This window comes from Methylacidimicrobium sp. B4 (assembly GCF_017310545.1).
Taxonomy (GTDB): Bacteria; Verrucomicrobiota; Verrucomicrobiia; order Methylacidiphilales; family Methylacidiphilaceae; genus Methylacidimicrobium.
The window spans coordinates 962,339-979,615 of the sequence record NZ_CP066203.1 but is presented as its reverse complement, the minus strand read 5'-3'; the positions used below and the strand labels follow the sequence as shown (position 1 = coordinate 979,615).

The following is a 17,277-nucleotide window of genomic DNA, read 5'->3' as shown; positions in this document are numbered from 1 at the left end:
AACCGCGAAAAGGTTCGGCATGAATCCTAGCTTAACGACGAGCTTCCGCCCGGGCGACTTTTTTGAGTACCGAATACTCTTCCAAGATCTTTCCAGTGCCTTCGGCAACCGCGCTGAGCGGGTCCTCGGCGACATGGACGGGCAGGGAGGTCTCTTCGGTCAGGAGGCGGTCGAGGCCGCGCAGGAGAGCGCCGCCTCCCGCCAGGACCACGCCCCGTTCGAGAAGGTCAGCGGAGAGTTCCGGAGGGCAACGTTCCAGGGTGATTCGGACGGACTCGACGATCACGGAAAGCGGCTCCATCATCGCTTCCCGCACCTCTTGGGAGGTGACAGTCAAGGTCTTCGGAAGACCGGCGACGAGATCCCGTCCACGCACCTCCATGACGGTCTCGGTCTCAAGCGGGTGGGCGGAACCGATCCGCATCTTGATCTCCTCGGCCGTGCGCTCGCCAATCATCAGGTTGTAGGCCCGGCGGAGATAATTCGAGATGCTCTCGTCGAGCTCATCGCCCGCAACCCGGACGCTGCGGGAGTAGACGATGCCGGAAAGGGAGATGATCGCCACCTCGGTGGTCCCCCCCCCGATATCGACGATCATGTTGCCGGAGGCCTCTTGGATGGGGAGCCCCACCCCGATAGCCGCCGCCATCGGCTCCTCGACCAGGTAGACTTCCCGGGCGCCAGCCTGCCGCGTCGACTCCTCGACGGCCCTCCGCTCGACCTCCGTGATTCCGCTCGGCACGGCGATGACGATTCTCGGTCTCCGGAACAGGATCCTTGCTTGCGCTCTGCGGATGAAGGCCTTGAGCATCTCTTCGGTGAGCTGGAAGTCGGCGATGACCCCGTCCTTCAGAGGACGGATCGCCTGGATGTTCCCCGGGGTGCGGCCCAGCATCCGCTTAGCCTCCCCCCCGACGGCCACCACCTGCTTGGTCGCGGGGTGTACCGCGACGACCGAGGGCTCCCGCAGGACGATGCCCTTGCCGCGAATGTAGACCAGGGTGTTCGCTGTTCCGAGGTCGATGCCGATGTCGTTTGCGAGCGCGGATGCGGCCCAATCCCATAGTTGGGGGGACAAGCGTTTGCTAAGATGGCTTCGTTCCGGAGGAGAAGAGGTTTCTTTCGGGGAAGTCGGTTCGAGGAGAGGAGGATTATTCACGGCCGCAACCCTAGCTTGAAAAAAAAGGGAGTGGATTGCTAGAAAAAAGGGAAGCCTCGATCAATCTGCCTCGTCTGGTCCGCAGGGTGCTTCCTTGGGGAAAGATCTCGAGCCTCTCGAAGGCGACCCGGGGATTCGAAAGGAGCCATGGAAAGAGCGGCTGAGCCGAAACGAGACGGGGGCGAGAGGCTTCGGGAAGGGCCGTGGATCGTCGGAACCGTCACCACGGCCGAAGGACTGCCCTTTCTGCGCGCCGAGTCGCCGGCCCACCTGGTGGAAATCCGGCTCGATGCCCTGCGGGAAGCCGGGGTACCCCTCCAGGAGCTGCGTTCCTCCTTGGCGGAGCGGGCCAGACCCGCGCTTCTGACGCTGCGTGCTCCCGAAGAAGGAGGACGCAGGCATTGGGCGGAAGGGGAGAGGGAGCGGCTGCTCGAAGAGTTTTTCCCCGTGATCGACGCGCTCGATGTGGAATACCGCTCCCTCGAGCCATGGCGGCACTGGTGGGAGCGTGCGCGAGCGGAAGGAAAGTGGCGCATCCTTTCGGTCCATTGGCTGGAGGGCAGCCCCGGCGAGGGGCAGATTCGGGAGCATTGCTCCTTCCTGGAAGGCGCTCAGCCGGACTGGGCGAAGATCGCTCTACGGCTTCGCGAGCTCCACGATCTTCATTCGCTGGCGCGGGTGTTGTTGGATCATCGATCGCAAGCATGGGCGCTCATGGGGCTGGGGCCGTGGGCTGCGCTCTCCCGCATCGTCCTCTCTGCCTTGGGTAGTGAGCTCGTCTACGGCTACCTGGACGCCCCGGCGGCCCCGGGTCAACCCTCGGCCGAGGAGCTTGCTCTCGACCTGCGTCGCCTCGGGCTTCCGGTCGCCTCTGATCGGAGGAGACTGCGGGCTCCCGGGCGATAGGTGAGGTAGACCCAAGTCCACTCGAAGAAGACCGTTCCGTCAGACTTACTCATTCCTGCTAGGACAGGAACAAAGCTGACTTCCTGCTTCGCCGCGGCTGGTTTCACCCGGCGCTTGCGTGCCGAGCCAGAGCCCTCCTCTCCACAGGCTGACACCGTGGAACTCACGGCCACATTCTTGAGATTCATCGCGGCGTTCACGTCCCGGTCATGCTCCGCGCCGCAGGCCGGACAGGTCCACTCCCGCACCGAGAGCGGCAAGCTCTCCAGCCGATGGCCGCAGTGGGAGCCGGTCTTGCGGCTGGAGAAGAACCGATCGGCGACCACCACCTCTCCGCCCCGCATCGCGGCCTTGTACTCCAGCTGCCGCCGGAACTCGAAGAAGCCCATGTCGCCGATCGACCGGGCCAGACGCCGGTTGCCCATCATGCCGCGCACGTTCAGGTCCTCGACGCCGATGAGCGAAAACCGGCGCCTGAGGCCAGCCGACTGCTTGTGCAGGGCGTCCAGGCGGCCATTGGCGATTCGGGCGTGCAGCCTCGCCAGCTTCTCCTTGGCCTTGCGCCGGTTGGCCGACCCCTTCCTCTTGCGGCTCAGGCTCCGCGAGAGCCTGCGCAAGCGGCCCAGCCGCGCCTTGTGCGGCTTGGGGCCAGGCACCTTCTCCCCCGTCGAGAGCGTCGCCAGCGCCCAGACGCCCAGATCCACGCCAACCACGCCTTGGCTTTCGGCTTCTGGCGGACGCAACCCCTCCGGCATCTGGACAACGATGCGGACGAACCAGCGGTCGGCCACCCGGGAGACCGTGGCGGACATCACCTTCCCAGGAAAACGCAACGTCTCGCGCAGGCGCACCCAGCCAAGATTCGGGATGCGCGTGCGGGAGCCGTCGAGACTGAACTGGTCGTTGGTGAGCGTGAACCGGTCGTGGACGCCCTTCCTGCGAAAGGTCGGGTATCTGGCGCGACCGGCCAAAAAGTTCTGGAATGCCTTTCCCAGCTGGATGATCGCCATCTGCGGGGCGCACTTGGTGACTTCGAGCATCCAGGGGAAGCGCTCGCGCTTGATGGCGTTGAGCTGGCGGCGCAAAGAATATTGCGATGGCTTGGGCAATCTCTTGTCGGCCTTCCCTGCCTCGTATTGCCCTTTCCACTCCGCAAGCGCCCAGTTGTAGGCGAACCGTGCCGTGCCGGCAGCCCGGGCCAGATGGGTGGCCTGCGCGTTGTTCGGATCGAGGGCGATCTTGTGGGCGATCAGCATTGCGCCGCCTCCACGGCGGCCCTGACACCTTCGAGCAGCTTCTGGCTCTTGCGCGAGCGAGCTCCGTACAGCCTGGCGCTGAACACCGTGATGATCTCGAGCACGTCTTTCGCCAAGTCTTCCTCGAAGGTCGTGTCTTCGCCTTGGTTGAGGATCACGACCTCGACGCCCTTGGCCTCGCAGATGGCAAACACAAGCTCCGCCCCAAAGCGCAGCAGCCGGTCCTTGTGGGTGATGACGAGCCGCCCCGCCTTCCCGCCGATGATCGCGTCCAGCAGCCGCTTGAGGCCCTTCTTGTGCTCGTTCCTGCCCGAACCCAGGTCCGAGATGACCTCGAACGTCCATCCTTGCCGGGCGCAGTAGCGTTCCAGAACCTGCTTCTGCCTCTCCAGATCATCCTTCTGGTCATGACTGGACACTCTCGCGTAGGCGATGGTCTGCCGTTCCGATTCGGGTGAATGGAATTGCCCAGGCCGCAACCTGGCAAGGTCGTAGCGCCGTCGCCCTCCAGGCGTCCGTTCGTGCGGCATGAGCCTTCCCTCGCGCTCCCATCGCCGCAGCGTTTGGGCACAGACACCAAGGAACTCGGCAGCTTCGTGGATGCTTACCAGCTTGCGATTTATGTATGAAATATTCACAAAAGCGCAGGAATAAGCAATAAGTAAATTCACTGTTCAAGACCTGGCGTTGCTGCGAAATCCGATCCCAACGGCCCGGTGGATCTCGGAGGATGGCCTACAAGCCCTGCCAAAGCAAACGGACCGGGAGAAAGCTGCTCGCTCGTACGATCATCTCCGTCTTCCGATACGGCGAAATTGAGAACGGAAAGAGGCTCCAATACTCCTGACCTCCTTCTTCCGTCACCAGCCAGAGAAAATAATTTCCGGCCTGGAAGCGCCCGTTCTGATCGAGACGTCGCCATTCGAAATGACCGTCCGCGCCGATCGGAATCGTCGCAATGATCGAGTGTCGGGGCAGCTCGAGCAGCTGCTTTTGGAAATTGGCGCGCGCCATCTCCGCTTGCGCGGTCGCAGCGGAGAGCTCGTTCTGGTTCGCCGTGAACTCCTGCTGGAGAGGGACCATTTCCTCCTCGGATTCCGCGATCCGCCCCTCGAGGAGAGAAATCTGATTCCGAATTTCGGTCACCTTCGGTGCCACCTGCGCCTGGATCTCCTCGGTCTTCCTTTTCAACGCCTGCTGCTTCTGCTCGTATTTGCCTTGAAATTCGTGCCAGACCTTCAGGCCTTCTTCCGCCCATTTCCGCTCTTCGGTCACGTGGACAGAGGGGGGGGCGGAGTAGAGAGCCAGCTCGTAGGCATTCGCCCATGCTTCGGGCGCCCGGATCGAGAGGTCCTTTTCCTCGATCGGGATTCCGATCTGCTTGCTCCGTTCCCGGAACTTCGATTCGATCCCCGCGACCACTGCGTCATATTCCCGCTCCAGCTCAGCCCCCTCCGTCGCCCAAAGCTCCTTCCCCTTCTCCTGCGACTCCTTCCCGACGCTCTTGAGCTCCTCTTCGGCGGCATGAAGCTGCTCCTTCAGGAGGCGGACGCGTTCCTGCTGGGCCACCAGGTCAGAGCGGACGCGCTGCAGGTTGTTTTCGCTATTTTGGGCGGTCTGCCGATAGGGCTCGACCGAGCTTCCGCAATCTCGCCGCAGGGCGCGGACGTCTCCCGAGAAGTCGTAGACGACATACGCCTTGGCCGGCATGGGAAGCTTGCCGGGAAAGATCTGGCCTTCGACCTGGGTTTCGCGCAGCGAATAGTAGGTTCCGAGGCCCGTAGCGGCTACGGCGCTATAGAAGAGCACGCGGGCAAAGGCGGCCAGCCAGAGGCCGCGGCTCATGCCGGGTCTGGTCGCCTTCTCTTCGCCGAGCACCGGCTCGCGGAACTCCTCGTCGGAGACGACGGTCGACGGTCGGGGGCTCGAACCTTCCTCGTCCCATGCGGCTGGCGATGGAAATGGATCGGGCGGTGCGGGTCGGCCCTCGACCGGCGACGGAGCCCTCCGCCTTCCTTCGGGCCCGCCCGGCTGCGAACCGGACAACGAGCGGGGTGGACGGTGGGTTCCCCGGCTCTCCGACATCCAGGGTGGACCGTTCGTCCTGGGGCCGCGTCGGGAGGCGAGGGGGGGGCGGGCGGCTTCCCTTTCGGAAGGCTCCGAGCGGAAATGCGGGTCCCCCTTGCCGGGTCGATTGCTCATAAGTGGGCAACGGTCGATATAGGGTAAGCGCCCAAGCGCACGATCCAAGCGGAATTTCCGCAGATCTCTCGGCAACGCTCCTGCAGCACCTCCGGGGGAGAGGGAGCGAACGCCTCCCAGAGTCCGGCGAGATTGGCCGTGCCGGTCGGCTGCTGGACCCTCGGACGCCTGTCCCTCTCGATCCAGCACCCGCCCAAGCGGCCAGTCCAGCGATCGATCGATTCCCTGGAACCTCCCACCAGGAGGAAGACGGCTTTCTGGGTTTCCGGAAGCTCTCGCGGACCGGGCGGCTCCTCTCCGAGGCCCAGGATGTAGAAGCCGAAGCGGGAGGCCCGGTCGCCAACGAGAGCATACGGGCGATCGATCTCGCCGCGGATGGTCCACTGTGGTACCGCCCCCGGCGTCTGCCGGAGCGTGGGCGAAAGATCGAGCACTCCTTCCTTGGGAAGGACCAGAATATCGATCGATTGCGTCGTGAGCCGCCTCTGCCCTTCCGCAGCAGATCGGACCATGAGGAAGTGATCCGATGCGCCGAAGCGGCTGTGTGCGGCCAGGAGGCCGGCGGCTCCACCGCCGCAGCCGATCCGGAGGAGACCCTGCTGGCCGCGCGCACTCGAAAAGATTTCCAGGAAGATCGCCCGGATTCCCCGATCGGAGAGGGAGCCGGCATTTCGTCGGATCAGATCCGCGATCACCGCCTCCTCCCGGATCGGATCGAAGAGAAAGAAACCGTTCCGACGCTTCCATTCTCCGACGTCCCGGGCCACCTCCATTCTCCGGTTGAGAAGAGCCAGGAGTTCACGGTCGATCTCGCCCAGCCTGCGGCGAAGCCGGTCGATCTCCCGCTCCGAACCGGGCGGCTCAGTCATCGGCTGCCTCCCGTTGCGGACGGATCCGATTGCGGGACTGCGCAGAATTGGGGAAGCGCCTTTGGGGAAGCGCCTCCAACGACAGAGCTACCCGGTAGCCTCTCCGCCGCTCTATCGGATGCGTCGCGATGTCCATCACGATACGGCCCGGCTCCCAGCGCCGATCCGGCTTTTCCTAGACGAGGCCGACCGCCCTCCGTGCCGCGTCCAAGGTCGGAGCGGCCGCGGCGCGTGCCGTACGGGCTCCCTCGTCCAAAATCTCATCCACGAGGCCTGACTTGCCCCTCAGCTCCTCGTATCGCTCGCGGAAGGGCGCTAAGAAGCGCTCGAGCTTGGACAGAAGCTCCTTCTTGAGCGTTCCATAGCCTACGCCTCCCCGCCGCATGGAGGCGATGAATTCCTCGAGCTCCTGCGGTTCACTCACGAGCCGATAGAGGGCAACCAGCACCGAGCCGGCGATCGGCTTGGGCTCTTCGATCGGGGTCGAGTCGGTGCGGATCGCCATCACCCTCCTGCGGAACTCTTCGCGGTCCCCGAAGAGCTCGAGGGTGTTTCCATACGATTTCGACATCTTTTGCCCGTCGATCCCGGGAATCGTGGCTACGTTCTCCTCGATGTCTTCCCGCGGCACCACGAAGACGGGCTCGAAGGCCTGATTGAACTTCGCGGCCAGATCCCGCGTCACTTCCAGATGCTGCTTCTGGTCGATCCCTACGGGAACGACGTCGGCGCGGTAGAGCAGGATGTCGGCGGCCATGAGCACCGGATAGGCAAACAGGGCATGGGTCGGAGCGATCCCCTTGGCCAGCTTGTCCTTGTAACTATGGCACCTCTCCAAGAGACCAAACGGGGTGACCGTGGAAAGGAGCCAGGTGAGCTCCAGGACCTCGGGCACAGCGCTCTGTCGGAAAAAGACCGTCCGCTTTGGATCGAGCCCGCATGCCAAGAACGCGAGAGCGGCTTCCCGGACGTTGCGGCGCAATGCCTCAGGGTCGCCGACCGTGGTGAGGGCGTGGAAATCGGCGATAAAGAGGAAAGTCTCCCCCTTTTGCTGCCATCGGAGTGCCCGCTGCAGCATGCCGAAGAAGTTCCCCAGGTGAAGGAACCCCGATGGCTGGATGCCGGACAAGATGCGCATGGGTGATGGGTCTGAATGTTATCGGAAGAAGGGCCCTCGCGAACGATCTCTCCGGGTCGCCCACCGGGCGGTTGCAGCACAGGCCCGAGGTGAGGGCGGGGTCACCAGCGCGCTTTCCGATGGACTCTCCCCAAGGCTTCTACCAGATTGCCTTGCTCTTCTCCCAGCGCCGAGGAGAGCCATTCGGGCGAGGAGCACCAGGCGCCCAGCGCCTCGATGGTGCGTCGCTCCGCCTGGTCCGCCGTAACGACCGTCACCCGCTGCCGATCCTTCCTCCGGGCGACAAAGCCCTCGATCAGCGAGTCCGCCGTGCAATCGGGCGAGGAATAGGCGATGACCATATCGTCCGACGCAGGTTGGATTCGATCCGGTCGGGATCCGAAACGTCCGTCGAAAACGAGGATCACCGACCAGGCCCCCGAGTCGTGCAGATGCCGCAGCCGCTCGGTGAGGAGGTGGCGAGCCTGATTGGGCGAGCGCGCGTGCAGCTCTCGCAGTTCCTTCCATGCGAAAACCACGCTATGACCATCGACGACCAGCACCGGGGTGGCGGGAAGCTCCCTGGCGGCGGCCTCGGTCTTCATCTCCTCACTTCTTTCCCGGCGCCGCTGGCGCGACCGGGGCCTTCTCGCGCTGCCTCTTGAGATACGCCTTGCGCCGCCTCCGCTTTTCGAGCTTATTCGACTGTTTGCTCACGATTCCCGTTAGTGGGCGCAACCCTGGCCCCTCTGTCAAGGCCCAACTGCTTGCGAACCGTCGTGCCTCCGGCACGAACGGGCTGCATGGCACTTTATCGCTTGAAAGCGGCGCGGGTTTCCGTTCAACTTCAGCGGAATCAATCGGAAGATCGCCTAACCGCCACGCATCCATCCACGTATGAAATTCCCCCGGCAAGCCGGCGCCACCCTGGCCCTAGTCGCATATTGCCTGCTCTCCCTTCCCGACCGCTCGACGGCAGCCGTCCAGTTGCTCTCGCTGGCGGGTCCTTCGAAGCAGGCCAAGGAGACCTCGTTTTCGATTCAAATCGATGATGCCCCGCTTCCCCGCCAGGGAGCGGGCCTCCTGACCAGCTTCGCTCCCATCGTGAAGAAGGTGGTGCCGAGTGTGGTGCAGATCACGACCACTCAGCGGGTCAAGGCGCCGGAAGGCTGGCCCTTTCCCTTCCCGCCGTTCTTTAACGAGCCTCCGTTCCGCCGCTTTTTCGGCCCCCCGGAAGGGGAAGATCAGGGAGGAGGAAGGAGGCAAGCTCCTTCCCAGCCTCCGCGTTCTCGTCGACAGAGCGGGCTGGGATCCGGGGTGATCGTTTCGCCGGATGGGTACATCCTGACCAACAACCATGTCGTGGAGGTCGCCGAGGAGATCAAGGTCCTGGTGGGCGAGGCGAAGAAGGAGTATTCCGCCAAAGTGGTCGGGAAGGACCCCTACAGCGATATCGCCCTGGTGAAGATCGACGCGAAAGACCTGCCGGCGGCCGTTTTTACGGATAGCGATCAGGTCGAGGTCGGCGACATCGTCCTGGCGGTGGGCAACCCCTTCGCGCTCAGTCAGACCGTGACGATGGGGATCGTGAGCGGCAAGGGCCGGAAGGATGTCGGTATCGAGGAGTACGAGGACTTCATCCAGACCGACGCAGCGATCAACCCCGGGAATTCGGGAGGGGCTCTGGTCGATGTCGAGGGCCGGCTGGTCGGCATCAATACCGCGATCGTAAGCCCCGGTCGCGTCGGCAATCTCGGGATCGGGTTCGCGGTTCCGTCGAACATGGCCCGGTATGTCATGCAGGAGCTCGTCTCCCACGGAAGGGTGATTCGCGGATTCCTGGGTGTCACCATCTCCGAAGTCACTCCGGAGCTGGCGCGGGCTTTCAAGCTGCCCGAGCCGATCGGGGCCTTGGTGGAGCAGGTGACTCCGGGAGCCCCCGCCGCGCAGGCTGGCGTCAAGGATGGGGACGTGATCATTGGCTTCAACGGGCAGAAGGTAATCGATCCTCGCGTCTTCCGCTTGGCTGTCTCGGAGACTCCTCCCGGCTCCAAGGTCTCCTTGAAGATCTGGCGCGACGGAAAGGAACTGACCGTTCAGACCGTCCTCAAGGAGCGACCCAACGAGCCGGTTGCCAGCAGCAGCGCTCCCGGGGGATCGGAGCAGGGAACCTTCCTTCCCGGAATCGAGATTTCGGATCTTAGCGGCGCGGCTCGGCAGCAGCTCGAGATTCCGGCGGAGGTCCAGGGAGTCGTGGTGACCAATGTCGACCAGGATTCTCCCGCGGGCCGCCCCGGGCGGAACCAGCTGCAGCCCGGCGACGTGATCCTGCAAGTGAACCATCACCCCGTTCATGCGGTGCGGGAAGCACAGGAGGCGGCGAAGGCCAGCCAGGGAGATGTGCTCTTGCAAGTCTGGTCTCACGGGATGACCCGGTTTGTCGTGGTGAAGCGCTAGCTGGGCGCCCTCCGGCTGTAGGAAAAGACCGAGGAATGGGAGATGACAGCCCTGGGCAGGCGGGCGACGGCGCCCTGGCTGAGCTCGTTCTCTCCCGCGGCCAGATCGAAAAGCTGCTGCCGCAAAAGCCGCCGTTTCTCTTTTTAGACGAAGCCGTGGTCGAAGAACGAGGAGTGCGTGCCCGCTACCTCCTCCGGGGGGAGGAGGACTTCTTTCGCGGTCACTTCCCAGGAAATCCGACCACGCCCGCCGCGATCGTCTTTGAATCCCTGGGCCAGGCGGGTTGCCTCTGGCTGCGAACCGTCGGCGCCAAGGAAACGTCGGGCGAGATCCTCTTTGCCGGGAGCGACGGCGCTCGATTTGTTCGGAGGACCGGCCCCGGGGATCGACTCGAGCTCGAGCTGCGGCTCGCAAGGATCCTGGGGAGGGTCGCCGCTTTTTCTGGCAGAGTCACCGTGTGCGGCCGGGAGGTCGCGCGGGTGAGGCGGCTCACGCTGATCGTGAGGGACGAGAACCCGCTGGGCTAGAGCCCCGTTACCCCATGCCGGCCGACCGATTCGTCGTCGTCGACATCAGCAACTCCTTTGCGAAAATCGCAACCGTCCGGGAGAGAGGGCTTGGCAAAGTGGAGCGGAAGGCTACCGCGGATCTCGATCGTCCCTTCCTCCAATCCCTGGCGGTACGGCACGCGGGCGCTCCGGTGGTTCTGGCGAGCGTGGTTCCGGCCAAGACCGAGATCTTTGCCGCCCTCTTTTCCCGCTCTCTTTTCCTGGTGCACGGGAAAGCCCCCCTCGGCTTCGCGATCGAGTATCCGAAGCCTTCGGAGATCGGAGGGGACCGGCTCGCCAACGCGGCGGCGGCTCTCCATTTCTGGACACCGCCCGTGGTCGTCATTGATTTCGGGACCGCGACCAACTTCGACGTCGTGAACGCCTCCGGGGCCTTCTGCGGGGGAATCATCGCTCCCGGCCTCGACCTGATGACCGACTATCTTCACGAGCGAACCGCCCTCTTGCCGAGAGTCCGGTTGCTCGAGCCGAAGCGAGGCATTGGCCGGAGCACGGTCGAAGCGATTCGCGTGGGGGCGGTCCATGGCTACCGCGCCATGATCCGCGGCCTGCTCGAGCGGATCCGCGAGGAGCTCGGCACGGATCGCTTGACCGCCGTGGCGACCGGAGGTCATGCGGCCCTGGTTGCGCGCGGGCTGGCAGAAGTCGCGTGCGTCCGGCCCAATCTCACGCTGGAAGGTTTGCGAGTCCTGGGGCAACGGTGGCTCGCCGAGCCTCGATCCGGACGGGGGGCGCGCCATCGGGCGCGGGCGTAGAAACCATCCCGCCTCCCTCCGCCGAAGGACGCTTCTGACCGATGCGGGCTAATCCCGAAGGTTGCGGAACGAGAGGGAGCAAGGAAATTCCTTGGCTCGCAGGGCTGTGATGACCTGCTGGAGATCGTCCCGGTTCTTTCCCGTGACGCGGACCTGGTCCCCTTGGATCTGCGCTTGAACCTTGAGACCCAATTCGCGGACGGCATGGGTGACTAGCCGGGCCGCATCGGAGTCGATCCCCTGCTTGACGACGATCCCTTGAGATGCCCTTCCCGTCGAAGAGACCGAAGGAGCCTCGATTTCGAGGTTCTTGAGGCTCACGTTCCGCCGAGCGAGCTTGGCCAGCAGGATCTCCCGAATCACAGAGAGCTTGAACGCATCGTTGGCTCGCAAGTCGAGCGTGGGCCGCTCATAGTCGATCGAGGCCCCGGCTCCCTTGAGATCGAAGCGGTTGGCAATCTCCTTGCGCGCTTGATTGAGCGCATTGGCGACCTCTTGCTCATCCACTTCCGAAACAATATCGAACGAAGGCATTTTTCTACTTTCTACCGGTGGGATCGGTCGGGCAATCCGGAAAAATCGGTCGCCGGAAGGCGGCTCAGGAGGGCGGAGCCGCGGGCTTGCCTGAAATGCCTCTCTTCCTGGACCCTTCCTTGGGGATGAAGAGCTTCTGACCCGGACGAAGGCTCTCCTTCCTGGAGAGGCCATTGGCGGCGCGGATCTGCTCGGCGGTCACGGAGACCCCGCTCTGCCGATAGGCCTCGGCGATGGCGGAGAGGGTGTCGCCGGCCTGTACCTTGTAGTAGTAGCCGGTCACGACCTTGGTGTGCGGCTCGCTCTCGGCTGCCGCTCGCTCGGGCGGGGAGGAGCTGGCGGTTGCTTTTCCCTTGGCCTTCGCCTTCTCGGCCTCCGGAGGGGAGACCGAAGCCTGCGCAAGGCGTTCGCGAAGATGCCGAAGCTCTTCCCGCATCTGAGACAGCTCCTGCTGCAGCTGCTGTAGCTCGCGGGTATGCCCTTCCACCGTTCCCTCGATCTGATCGAGCGTGTCCGAGGCGCGGAGCACCTTCTTCCGAGCCTCCTCCTCATCCTGCTGACGAATGATTTCCGATGTCTCTCCCTGTGCGGGAAGCATTCCTCCCCAAAAGAGGCAGGAGGAGAGGCAGAGGCAGAGCCAGAGCACTCCTCTTTGACGATGGGAAGAGCGGAAGCCGGGCGTTTCAGGTGGCATCGCGATCCTTCCTGTCCGCATCGAGAAGCCTCGCCAGCTCCGCTTCGGAGATCACGGGCACCCCGTGCTTCCCGGCCTGCTTGAGCTTGGATCCGGGCTCCTCCCCGGCGACCAGGAAGCTCGTCTTCCGTGAGACGCTCTCGGTGACCTTCCCTCCCGCCTCGCGGATCTTTTCTACGATCCGTTCCCTCGGCTCGGAGAGGGTGCCCGTAATCACGAAGGTCTTCCCCTGCAGCATTCCTTGCCGGCGCAGCGGAGGCTTGGCCTCCATCCTCACCCCGGACTGCCGGAGCCGATCGACGCGCGCCCGGTGGAAGGAATCCTGAAAATAGTCGGCGACGCTCTTGCCGATGATTGGACCGATGGTCGGCACTCTCTCGATCTCCTCTTCGGAGGCAGCCAGGAGCCGGTCGAGCCTCTCGAAGTGGGAGGCCAGCGCCTCCGCGGCCGTTTCTCCAACGTGGGGGATGCCCAAGCCAAAGAGCAACCGCGCCAGGCCTCGCTTTTTGCTCTCCTCGATCGCCGAAAGCAGGTTCGCCGCCGATTTCTTTCCCATTCGTTCGAGCGGAAGCAGATCTTCCAGAGATAGATGGTAGAGATCGGCAACGTCCTGGACCCGTCCCTTGTCCACCAGCTGGTTGACCAGAGATTCGCCGAGCCCTTCGATATCCATGGCATTCCGACGGGCGAAGTGGCGGATCAAGGCCTTGAGCTGTCCGGGGCACTTCCGATTGGGGCAGCGGAGGAAGATCCCTTCCCAACAGAGGGAGGTCCCGCAGGCGGGGCATCGCTCCGGAGGCACGATTTCCTCTTCTCGGCCGGTGCGCGCCATGCGATCGACCTCCACCACCGCGGGAATGACCTCGCCCGCCTTTTCAAGGTAGACCCAGTCGCCGATCCTGACCCCTTTGCGTTTGACCTCCTCGAAATTGTGGAGGGTTGCGCGACTCACCGTCGATCCGGCCAGGAAAACGGGCTCCATCTCCGCTACCGGCGTTATGACTCCAGTCCTCCCGACTTGAAAGAGTACACGGAGAAGGTGAGTCCGGGCGCGCTCGGCTCCATACTTGTACGCGATCGCCCACCGCGGCGCCTTCGCAGTCGAACCGAGGATCCGGCAGAGCCGCCACTCGTTCACCTTCACGACGGCTCCGTCGGTCGCATACGGCAAGCCCTTCCGGAAGTCGTCCAGGGCCTCTACCGCTTCCGACAAATCCTCCTTGCTCCGGCAGACCCAGTGGCGGGAAGGAGCGGGCAGGCCAGATTCCGCTAACAGGCGATACCAATGGTCCTGAGAGTCGCAGGTGATGCCCCGCAGCTCGCCGGCTCCGTAGAAGATGACCGCGAGCGGGCGCTGCGCCACGATTCGCGGGTCGAGCTGCTTCAGGGTGCCCGCAGTGGCGTTTCTCGGGTTGGCGAAGGGCGGCTCGCCCCGTGCCGATCGCTCCCGGTTGAGCTCTTCGAACGCCTTGGTGGGGAGGTAGGCCTCCCCGCGCACCTCGAGCCGTTCGGGGGGAGGACGGAGTCGGAGCCGAAGGGGGAGAGTCCGAATCGTGCGGAGATTGGCGCTGATGTCGTCTCCGGTCTGCCCGTCGCCGCGGGTCGCCCCATGGTCGAAGAGGCCGTTGCGGTAGACGACGCTGATCGAAACCCCGTCGATCTTCGGTTCGACGACATAAGTCGGACTCTCCTTCGGTAGCGCGCGCTCCACACGATCGACGAAGCCGAAGAGCTCCCCGAGGGAGTAGGTGTTGTCGAGGCTCTGCATCGGGACCCGGTGAACCACCGGCGAAAACCCGGGCTGGGGAGCTCCTCCCACTCGCTGCGTCGGAGAGTCCGGGGTGGCCAGATCCGGGTAGCGCCGCTCCAGATCCCGGAGCTCGTCGTAGAGCGCATCGTACTCTGCATCGGAGATCAGCGGCTTGGCTTCGACGTAGTAGGCGTAGTCATGCTTCCGGATCTCCTCGGCCAGCCGGCTGTGCCGTCGGGTTGCTTCCTCTTTCGTCATGCCGGGTTCTTGTGTCGATCCGCGTTCGCGAGATCAATCCTGCGGCTCAGTACCAGGGACCCATCCCCATCGGGCCATACATCCCCATCGGCCCGTACATTCCCATCCCCATCGGCCCGTACAGATTGGCGGGCCCAGACATGCCCATGGCTCCAAGGCCCGCCCCGCCGCCGTCCGACCGGTCCTTTGACGCCCTGTGCTGCCCGTTCCAGACCCGCATCCAGGAGGCACGCACCACGGGAAAGAGATAGCTCTGCTCCCCGACCTGTCCGGGCTGAGCGCCTTTTACCGTGCCGGCGATGGTCATTTCCGCTCCGCGAACGAAATCGGAGTGATCCACGAAGCCGGGGACGATCGCATAGAAACAGCCGGTCGACGTCTCCTCCTTCTTGGGTCGGTAGGAGGAGCCCCACCCTTTCGAGAGCGGTTGTTGAACGATCTGCAGCCGAAAAACGCCTTCCGCGCTCTTGGTCCGCGTGACCGTTCCTCCAAGAATCACGACCCGTCCGTCATACGCAAGAGGATTGGCCAGCAGCTCCGCAAAGGCGGGTTGGTCCTTGGCCTGCTTCCGATACCATTCCGGGACCGACGCGGCGTGGGCTTCCCTGAGGCAGGCCAATTGCCAACCGGCGAGAAGCGAAAACACAAGAAAAAGCGCGCGAGAGCGAAGAGAGCGATGGGAGTGTGGCCGCACGATGAGAGCCAATCTATCAGCCGGGGTGGGGTCTTTACAATCTTTGCAGACCGTGCCGCAGGGATTAACCTTCCCAGAGCGCCGCGGAGCCGGCGTCCCGCTTCGGCCAAGCTCGCACGAACCCATGCGCTGCGAGGCCGATCAGGCGAAGCGGTCTGCCCCTCTGCCACGTCGATCGGAGCAGACGGAGGGCGAAATCGGCGATCTCCTTCGGATCGGCCGTCGCGATGGGTAGGGTGACCTGGCGAACGAGGGTCTCGAAGTTTCCGTAGCGGAGCTTCACCGTGATGGTTTTCGCCAGGAAGCGCTCCGCTCGGAGCTCTTCTGCCACTTCGCGGCTGAACCGATCCAAGTGCTTGCGAAAGATGGCGAAATCGGCGAGATCCCGCTCGAATGTCGTTTCGCGGCCGATCGACTTGGGTTCCCATTCCGGTTGCACGGGGCTGGTGTCGATGCCGTGGGCGGCCTCCCAAAGGTAGGCTCCGTGCTTTCCGAGGGTCCCGGTCAGCCGCTCTTTCGGCTGGGCGGCCAGCTCCCCGATCGTCCGGACGCCAAGCTCGAGGAGGTGGCCTTGCGTACGCGGACCGACCCCGGGGAGCTTCTCCACCGGCAACGGGGCCAGGAATGCCTGTTCGGTGCCTTGCGGGATTACGATGCGTCCGTGCGGCTTGACTTGGTCGCAGGCGACCTTGGCGACGAGCTTGTTTGTTGCCACGGCGATCGTGCAAGAAAGACCGAGGTCCGCCGCCACCCGCTCTTGAACCTCGCGGGCGACCATCTCGGGATCTGTCCCCTCCGGCAGCTCCGCACAGGCTTCGTCGATCGAAAGGGCTTCGACCTTGCCAAAGCGGGCGTGGAGGATCTGCCGCACCTTTTCCGAATAGGCCGCGTAGAGATGATGGCGAGCGGGAAGAACGACAGCTTGCGGGCAGAGCGAGAGCGCCCGGCGCAGCGACATGCCGCTCGAGACACCGCTGCGGCGGGCGGCATAGGTCGCCGTTGAAACGACCCCGCGCCCTCCCGGATGGCCGACGGCGACGATCACCGGTTCGTTCCGGAGGGCCGGACGCTGCAGGAGCTCGACAGCGGCGAAGAAGGCATCCAAATCGAGGAAGAGGACCCAGGCCATGGCTCGTTTGCTGGGGGGCTTCCCTTCCCCAGGCATCACGTCGACGAGCAGCTACTCCGATGGGGAGGAGGCATCGCCCGGGGGGGGTGAGTGGCGTGCAGCCTCGCCGGAAGGCGAGGTGGGCGGGATGTTCACGGAATCCGCCGCCGGCTGGGGTCCCTCCGCCAGGACCCGCTCGGTCTCCTCCCACAGGCGGAAGCCCCCCAAGAAGGCAAAAGAGTTGTCTCCCATGCGCGCGTAGGGCGGGAGCGACTTGAGGAGCTTCCGGTTGCCTCCACCGATCATGAGGTAGTCGACCTGGAAGGCCTCTCGGAAAAGCTTGATGACGCAGCGGACCTCCTCGCGCCAGCGCTTCTTCCCCTGGCTCAGGAGACCCGCCTCTCCGAGCACCTCTTCGTACGTCAGGCCCTTCTTGTAGGGGAGATGGCTCGCTTCCAACGGATGGAGGAGACCGTCGAGGATCAGTGCCATTCCGAGCCCCGTTCCCAAGCCCAGGAAAAGCATCCTTCCCCCGGCATAACTGCCCCACGCCTGCATCGCGGCGTCATTCACCACCTTCACCGGAGTCCCGAATGCCTGCGCAAAATCGAATCCGAGCCAGCCCGAGCCCAGGTTGCGGGGCTCCGCCGCGGGTCTCCCTCCGAGCACCGGCCCGGGATAGCCGATTGAAATCGCCTCGAAAGGCCAGCTGCCGACCGCCTCGGGGACACGAGCGACCAAATCTTGAGGAGTAAAGGCGCGCCCCGAAGGAATCTTCCGAGGACGCTTTTGGCCGGTGGCGAGCAGCTTGACGTTGTGCCCCCCGATGTCGATCACGAGGACCTTCATTGAACTCTGTGCACCAGAGCCTTCCCCGTCCGGAGGCAAAGTGCAAGGGGAAAGCGGCCGCCCCTTCGGGGCCTCTCGCTTCTTCGAGCGATCTTCGGCG

The 17,277-nt window shown here is 64.1% G+C and carries 17 protein-coding genes; 4 read left to right on the top strand and 13 right to left on the bottom strand.

What is annotated here, in order from left to right; genetic code table 11:
* Positions 1-31: 31 nt before the first annotated feature.
* On the bottom strand, positions 32-1,078 hold the full coding sequence (locus MacB4_RS04760; protein WP_206864701.1) for a rod shape-determining protein: 1,047 nt from the start codon (positions 1,076-1,078) through the stop codon (positions 32-34).
* 228 nt (positions 1,079-1,306) lie between these two features.
* On the opposite strand from MacB4_RS04760, the gene MacB4_RS04755 reads away from it, so the two are divergent.
* Positions 1,307-2,065: a type I 3-dehydroquinate dehydratase gene (locus MacB4_RS04755; protein WP_206864700.1), complete on the top strand. Its 759-nt coding sequence runs from the start codon at positions 1,307-1,309 to the stop codon at positions 2,063-2,065.
* On the opposite strand, the gene MacB4_RS04750 is transcribed toward MacB4_RS04755, so the two are convergent.
* The 6 genes from MacB4_RS04750 to MacB4_RS04725 form a co-directional block, all read right to left on the bottom strand.
* Positions 1,972-3,321, bottom strand: a complete 1,350-nt coding sequence (locus tag MacB4_RS04750) for a transposase (RefSeq protein WP_242529337.1) — start codon at positions 3,319-3,321, stop codon at positions 1,972-1,974. The genes MacB4_RS04755 and MacB4_RS04750 overlap by 94 nt on opposite strands.
* Complete coding sequence (locus tag MacB4_RS04745) at positions 3,315-3,944, bottom strand: IS607 family transposase (RefSeq protein ID WP_206864944.1); 630 nt, start codon at positions 3,942-3,944, stop codon at positions 3,315-3,317. Before MacB4_RS04745 ends, MacB4_RS04750 begins: the two co-directional genes overlap by 7 nt.
* A 112-nt stretch (positions 3,945-4,056) precedes the next feature.
* Positions 4,057-5,199 carry a hypothetical protein gene (locus tag MacB4_RS04740; RefSeq protein ID WP_206864699.1) on the bottom strand — a complete coding sequence of 381 codons (1,143 nt, stop codon included), beginning with the start codon at positions 5,197-5,199 and terminating at the stop codon, positions 4,057-4,059.
* 320 nt (positions 5,200-5,519) lie between these two features.
* On the bottom strand, positions 5,520-6,392 hold the full coding sequence (locus MacB4_RS04735) for a chorismate mutase (RefSeq protein WP_206864698.1): 873 nt from the start codon (positions 6,390-6,392) through the stop codon (positions 5,520-5,522).
* Positions 6,393-6,567: 175 nt separating this feature from the next.
* Positions 6,568-7,530 (bottom strand): tryptophan--tRNA ligase, encoded by a 963-nt coding sequence (gene trpS, locus MacB4_RS04730; RefSeq protein ID WP_206864697.1) that lies wholly within the window; start codon positions 7,528-7,530, stop codon positions 6,568-6,570.
* Positions 7,531-7,631: 101 nt separating this feature from the next.
* Positions 7,632-8,114 carry an NYN domain-containing protein gene (locus MacB4_RS04725; protein ID WP_206864696.1) on the bottom strand — a complete coding sequence of 161 codons (483 nt, stop codon included), beginning with the start codon at positions 8,112-8,114 and terminating at the stop codon, positions 7,632-7,634.
* 292 nt (positions 8,115-8,406) lie between these two features.
* Here MacB4_RS04725 and MacB4_RS04720 point away from each other — a divergent pair, with 292 nt between their 5' ends.
* The 3 genes from MacB4_RS04720 to MacB4_RS04710 are packed head-to-tail and all read left to right on the top strand — an operon-like array spanning position 8,407 to position 11,290.
* The gene (locus MacB4_RS04720) at positions 8,407-9,966 is read left to right on the top strand and encodes a DegQ family serine endoprotease (RefSeq protein ID WP_206864695.1); all 1,560 of its coding nucleotides are present in this window, start codon (positions 8,407-8,409) and stop codon (positions 9,964-9,966) included.
* Positions 9,967-10,001: 35 nt separating this feature from the next.
* Complete coding sequence (locus MacB4_RS04715; protein WP_206864694.1) at positions 10,002-10,493, top strand: 3-hydroxyacyl-ACP dehydratase FabZ family protein; 492 nt, start codon at positions 10,002-10,004, stop codon at positions 10,491-10,493.
* Between the two features lie 14 nt (positions 10,494-10,507).
* Positions 10,508-11,290: a type III pantothenate kinase gene (locus tag MacB4_RS04710; protein ID WP_206864693.1), complete on the top strand. Its 783-nt coding sequence runs from the start codon at positions 10,508-10,510 to the stop codon at positions 11,288-11,290.
* Positions 11,291-11,338: 48 nt separating this feature from the next.
* On the opposite strand, the gene MacB4_RS04705 is transcribed toward MacB4_RS04710, so the two are convergent.
* From MacB4_RS04705 to MacB4_RS04680, 6 genes are all read right to left on the bottom strand, one after another.
* Positions 11,339-11,824 (bottom strand): YajQ family cyclic di-GMP-binding protein, encoded by a 486-nt coding sequence (locus MacB4_RS04705; RefSeq protein WP_206864692.1) that lies wholly within the window; start codon positions 11,822-11,824, stop codon positions 11,339-11,341.
* 64 nt (positions 11,825-11,888) lie between these two features.
* Entirely contained in the window at positions 11,889-12,518 is a 630-nt protein-coding gene (locus MacB4_RS04700; RefSeq protein ID WP_206864691.1) for a LysM domain-containing protein, read from the bottom strand.
* Positions 12,508-14,526 (bottom strand): NAD-dependent DNA ligase LigA, encoded by a 2,019-nt coding sequence (ligA, locus tag MacB4_RS04695; RefSeq protein WP_206864690.1) that lies wholly within the window; start codon positions 14,524-14,526, stop codon positions 12,508-12,510. Before ligA ends, MacB4_RS04700 begins: the two co-directional genes overlap by 11 nt.
* A gap of 46 nt (positions 14,527-14,572) precedes the next feature.
* Positions 14,573-15,172, bottom strand: a complete 600-nt coding sequence (locus MacB4_RS04690) for a Slp family lipoprotein (RefSeq protein ID WP_206864689.1) — start codon at positions 15,170-15,172, stop codon at positions 14,573-14,575.
* A 112-nt stretch (positions 15,173-15,284) separates the two neighbouring features.
* A complete protein-coding gene (dinB, locus tag MacB4_RS04685; RefSeq protein WP_206864688.1) occupies positions 15,285-16,349 on the bottom strand; it encodes a DNA polymerase IV in 1,065 nt (354 codons plus the stop codon).
* Between the two features lie 51 nt (positions 16,350-16,400).
* A complete protein-coding gene (locus MacB4_RS04680) occupies positions 16,401-17,177 on the bottom strand; it encodes an ROK family protein (RefSeq protein WP_206864687.1) in 777 nt (258 codons plus the stop codon).
* Between the last annotated feature and the right edge of the window lie 100 nt (positions 17,178-17,277).

Bases quoted from the DNA above. Each gene is read 5' to 3' on its own strand.
- MacB4_RS04705 (WP_206864692.1), bottom strand. From the start codon at position 11,824: ATGCCTTCGTTCGATATTGTTTCGGAAGTGGATGAGCAAGAGGTCGCC.
- ligA (WP_206864690.1), bottom strand. From the start codon at position 14,526: ATGACGAAAGAGGAAGCAACCCGACGGCACAGCCGGCTGGCCGAGGAG.
- trpS (WP_206864697.1), bottom strand. From the start codon at position 7,530: ATGCGCATCTTGTCCGGCATCCAGCCATCGGGGTTCCTTCACCTGGGG.
- MacB4_RS04715 (WP_206864694.1), top strand. From the start codon at position 10,002: ATGGGAGATGACAGCCCTGGGCAGGCGGGCGACGGCGCCCTGGCTGAG.
- MacB4_RS04680 (WP_206864687.1), bottom strand. From the start codon at position 17,177: ATGAAGGTCCTCGTGATCGACATCGGGGGGCACAACGTCAAGCTGCTC.
- dinB (WP_206864688.1), bottom strand. From the start codon at position 16,349: ATGGCCTGGGTCCTCTTCCTCGATTTGGATGCCTTCTTCGCCGCTGTC.
- MacB4_RS04710 (WP_206864693.1), top strand. From the start codon at position 10,508: ATGCCGGCCGACCGATTCGTCGTCGTCGACATCAGCAACTCCTTTGCG.
- MacB4_RS04725 (WP_206864696.1), bottom strand. From the start codon at position 8,114: ATGAAGACCGAGGCCGCCGCCAGGGAGCTTCCCGCCACCCCGGTGCTG.
- MacB4_RS04750 (WP_242529337.1), bottom strand. From the start codon at position 3,321: ATGCTGATCGCCCACAAGATCGCCCTCGATCCGAACAACGCGCAGGCC.
- MacB4_RS04720 (WP_206864695.1), top strand. From the start codon at position 8,407: ATGAAATTCCCCCGGCAAGCCGGCGCCACCCTGGCCCTAGTCGCATAT.
- MacB4_RS04735 (WP_206864698.1), bottom strand. From the start codon at position 6,392: ATGACTGAGCCGCCCGGTTCGGAGCGGGAGATCGACCGGCTTCGCCGC.
- MacB4_RS04700 (WP_206864691.1), bottom strand. From the start codon at position 12,518: ATGCCACCTGAAACGCCCGGCTTCCGCTCTTCCCATCGTCAAAGAGGA.
- MacB4_RS04755 (WP_206864700.1), top strand. From the start codon at position 1,307: ATGGAAAGAGCGGCTGAGCCGAAACGAGACGGGGGCGAGAGGCTTCGG.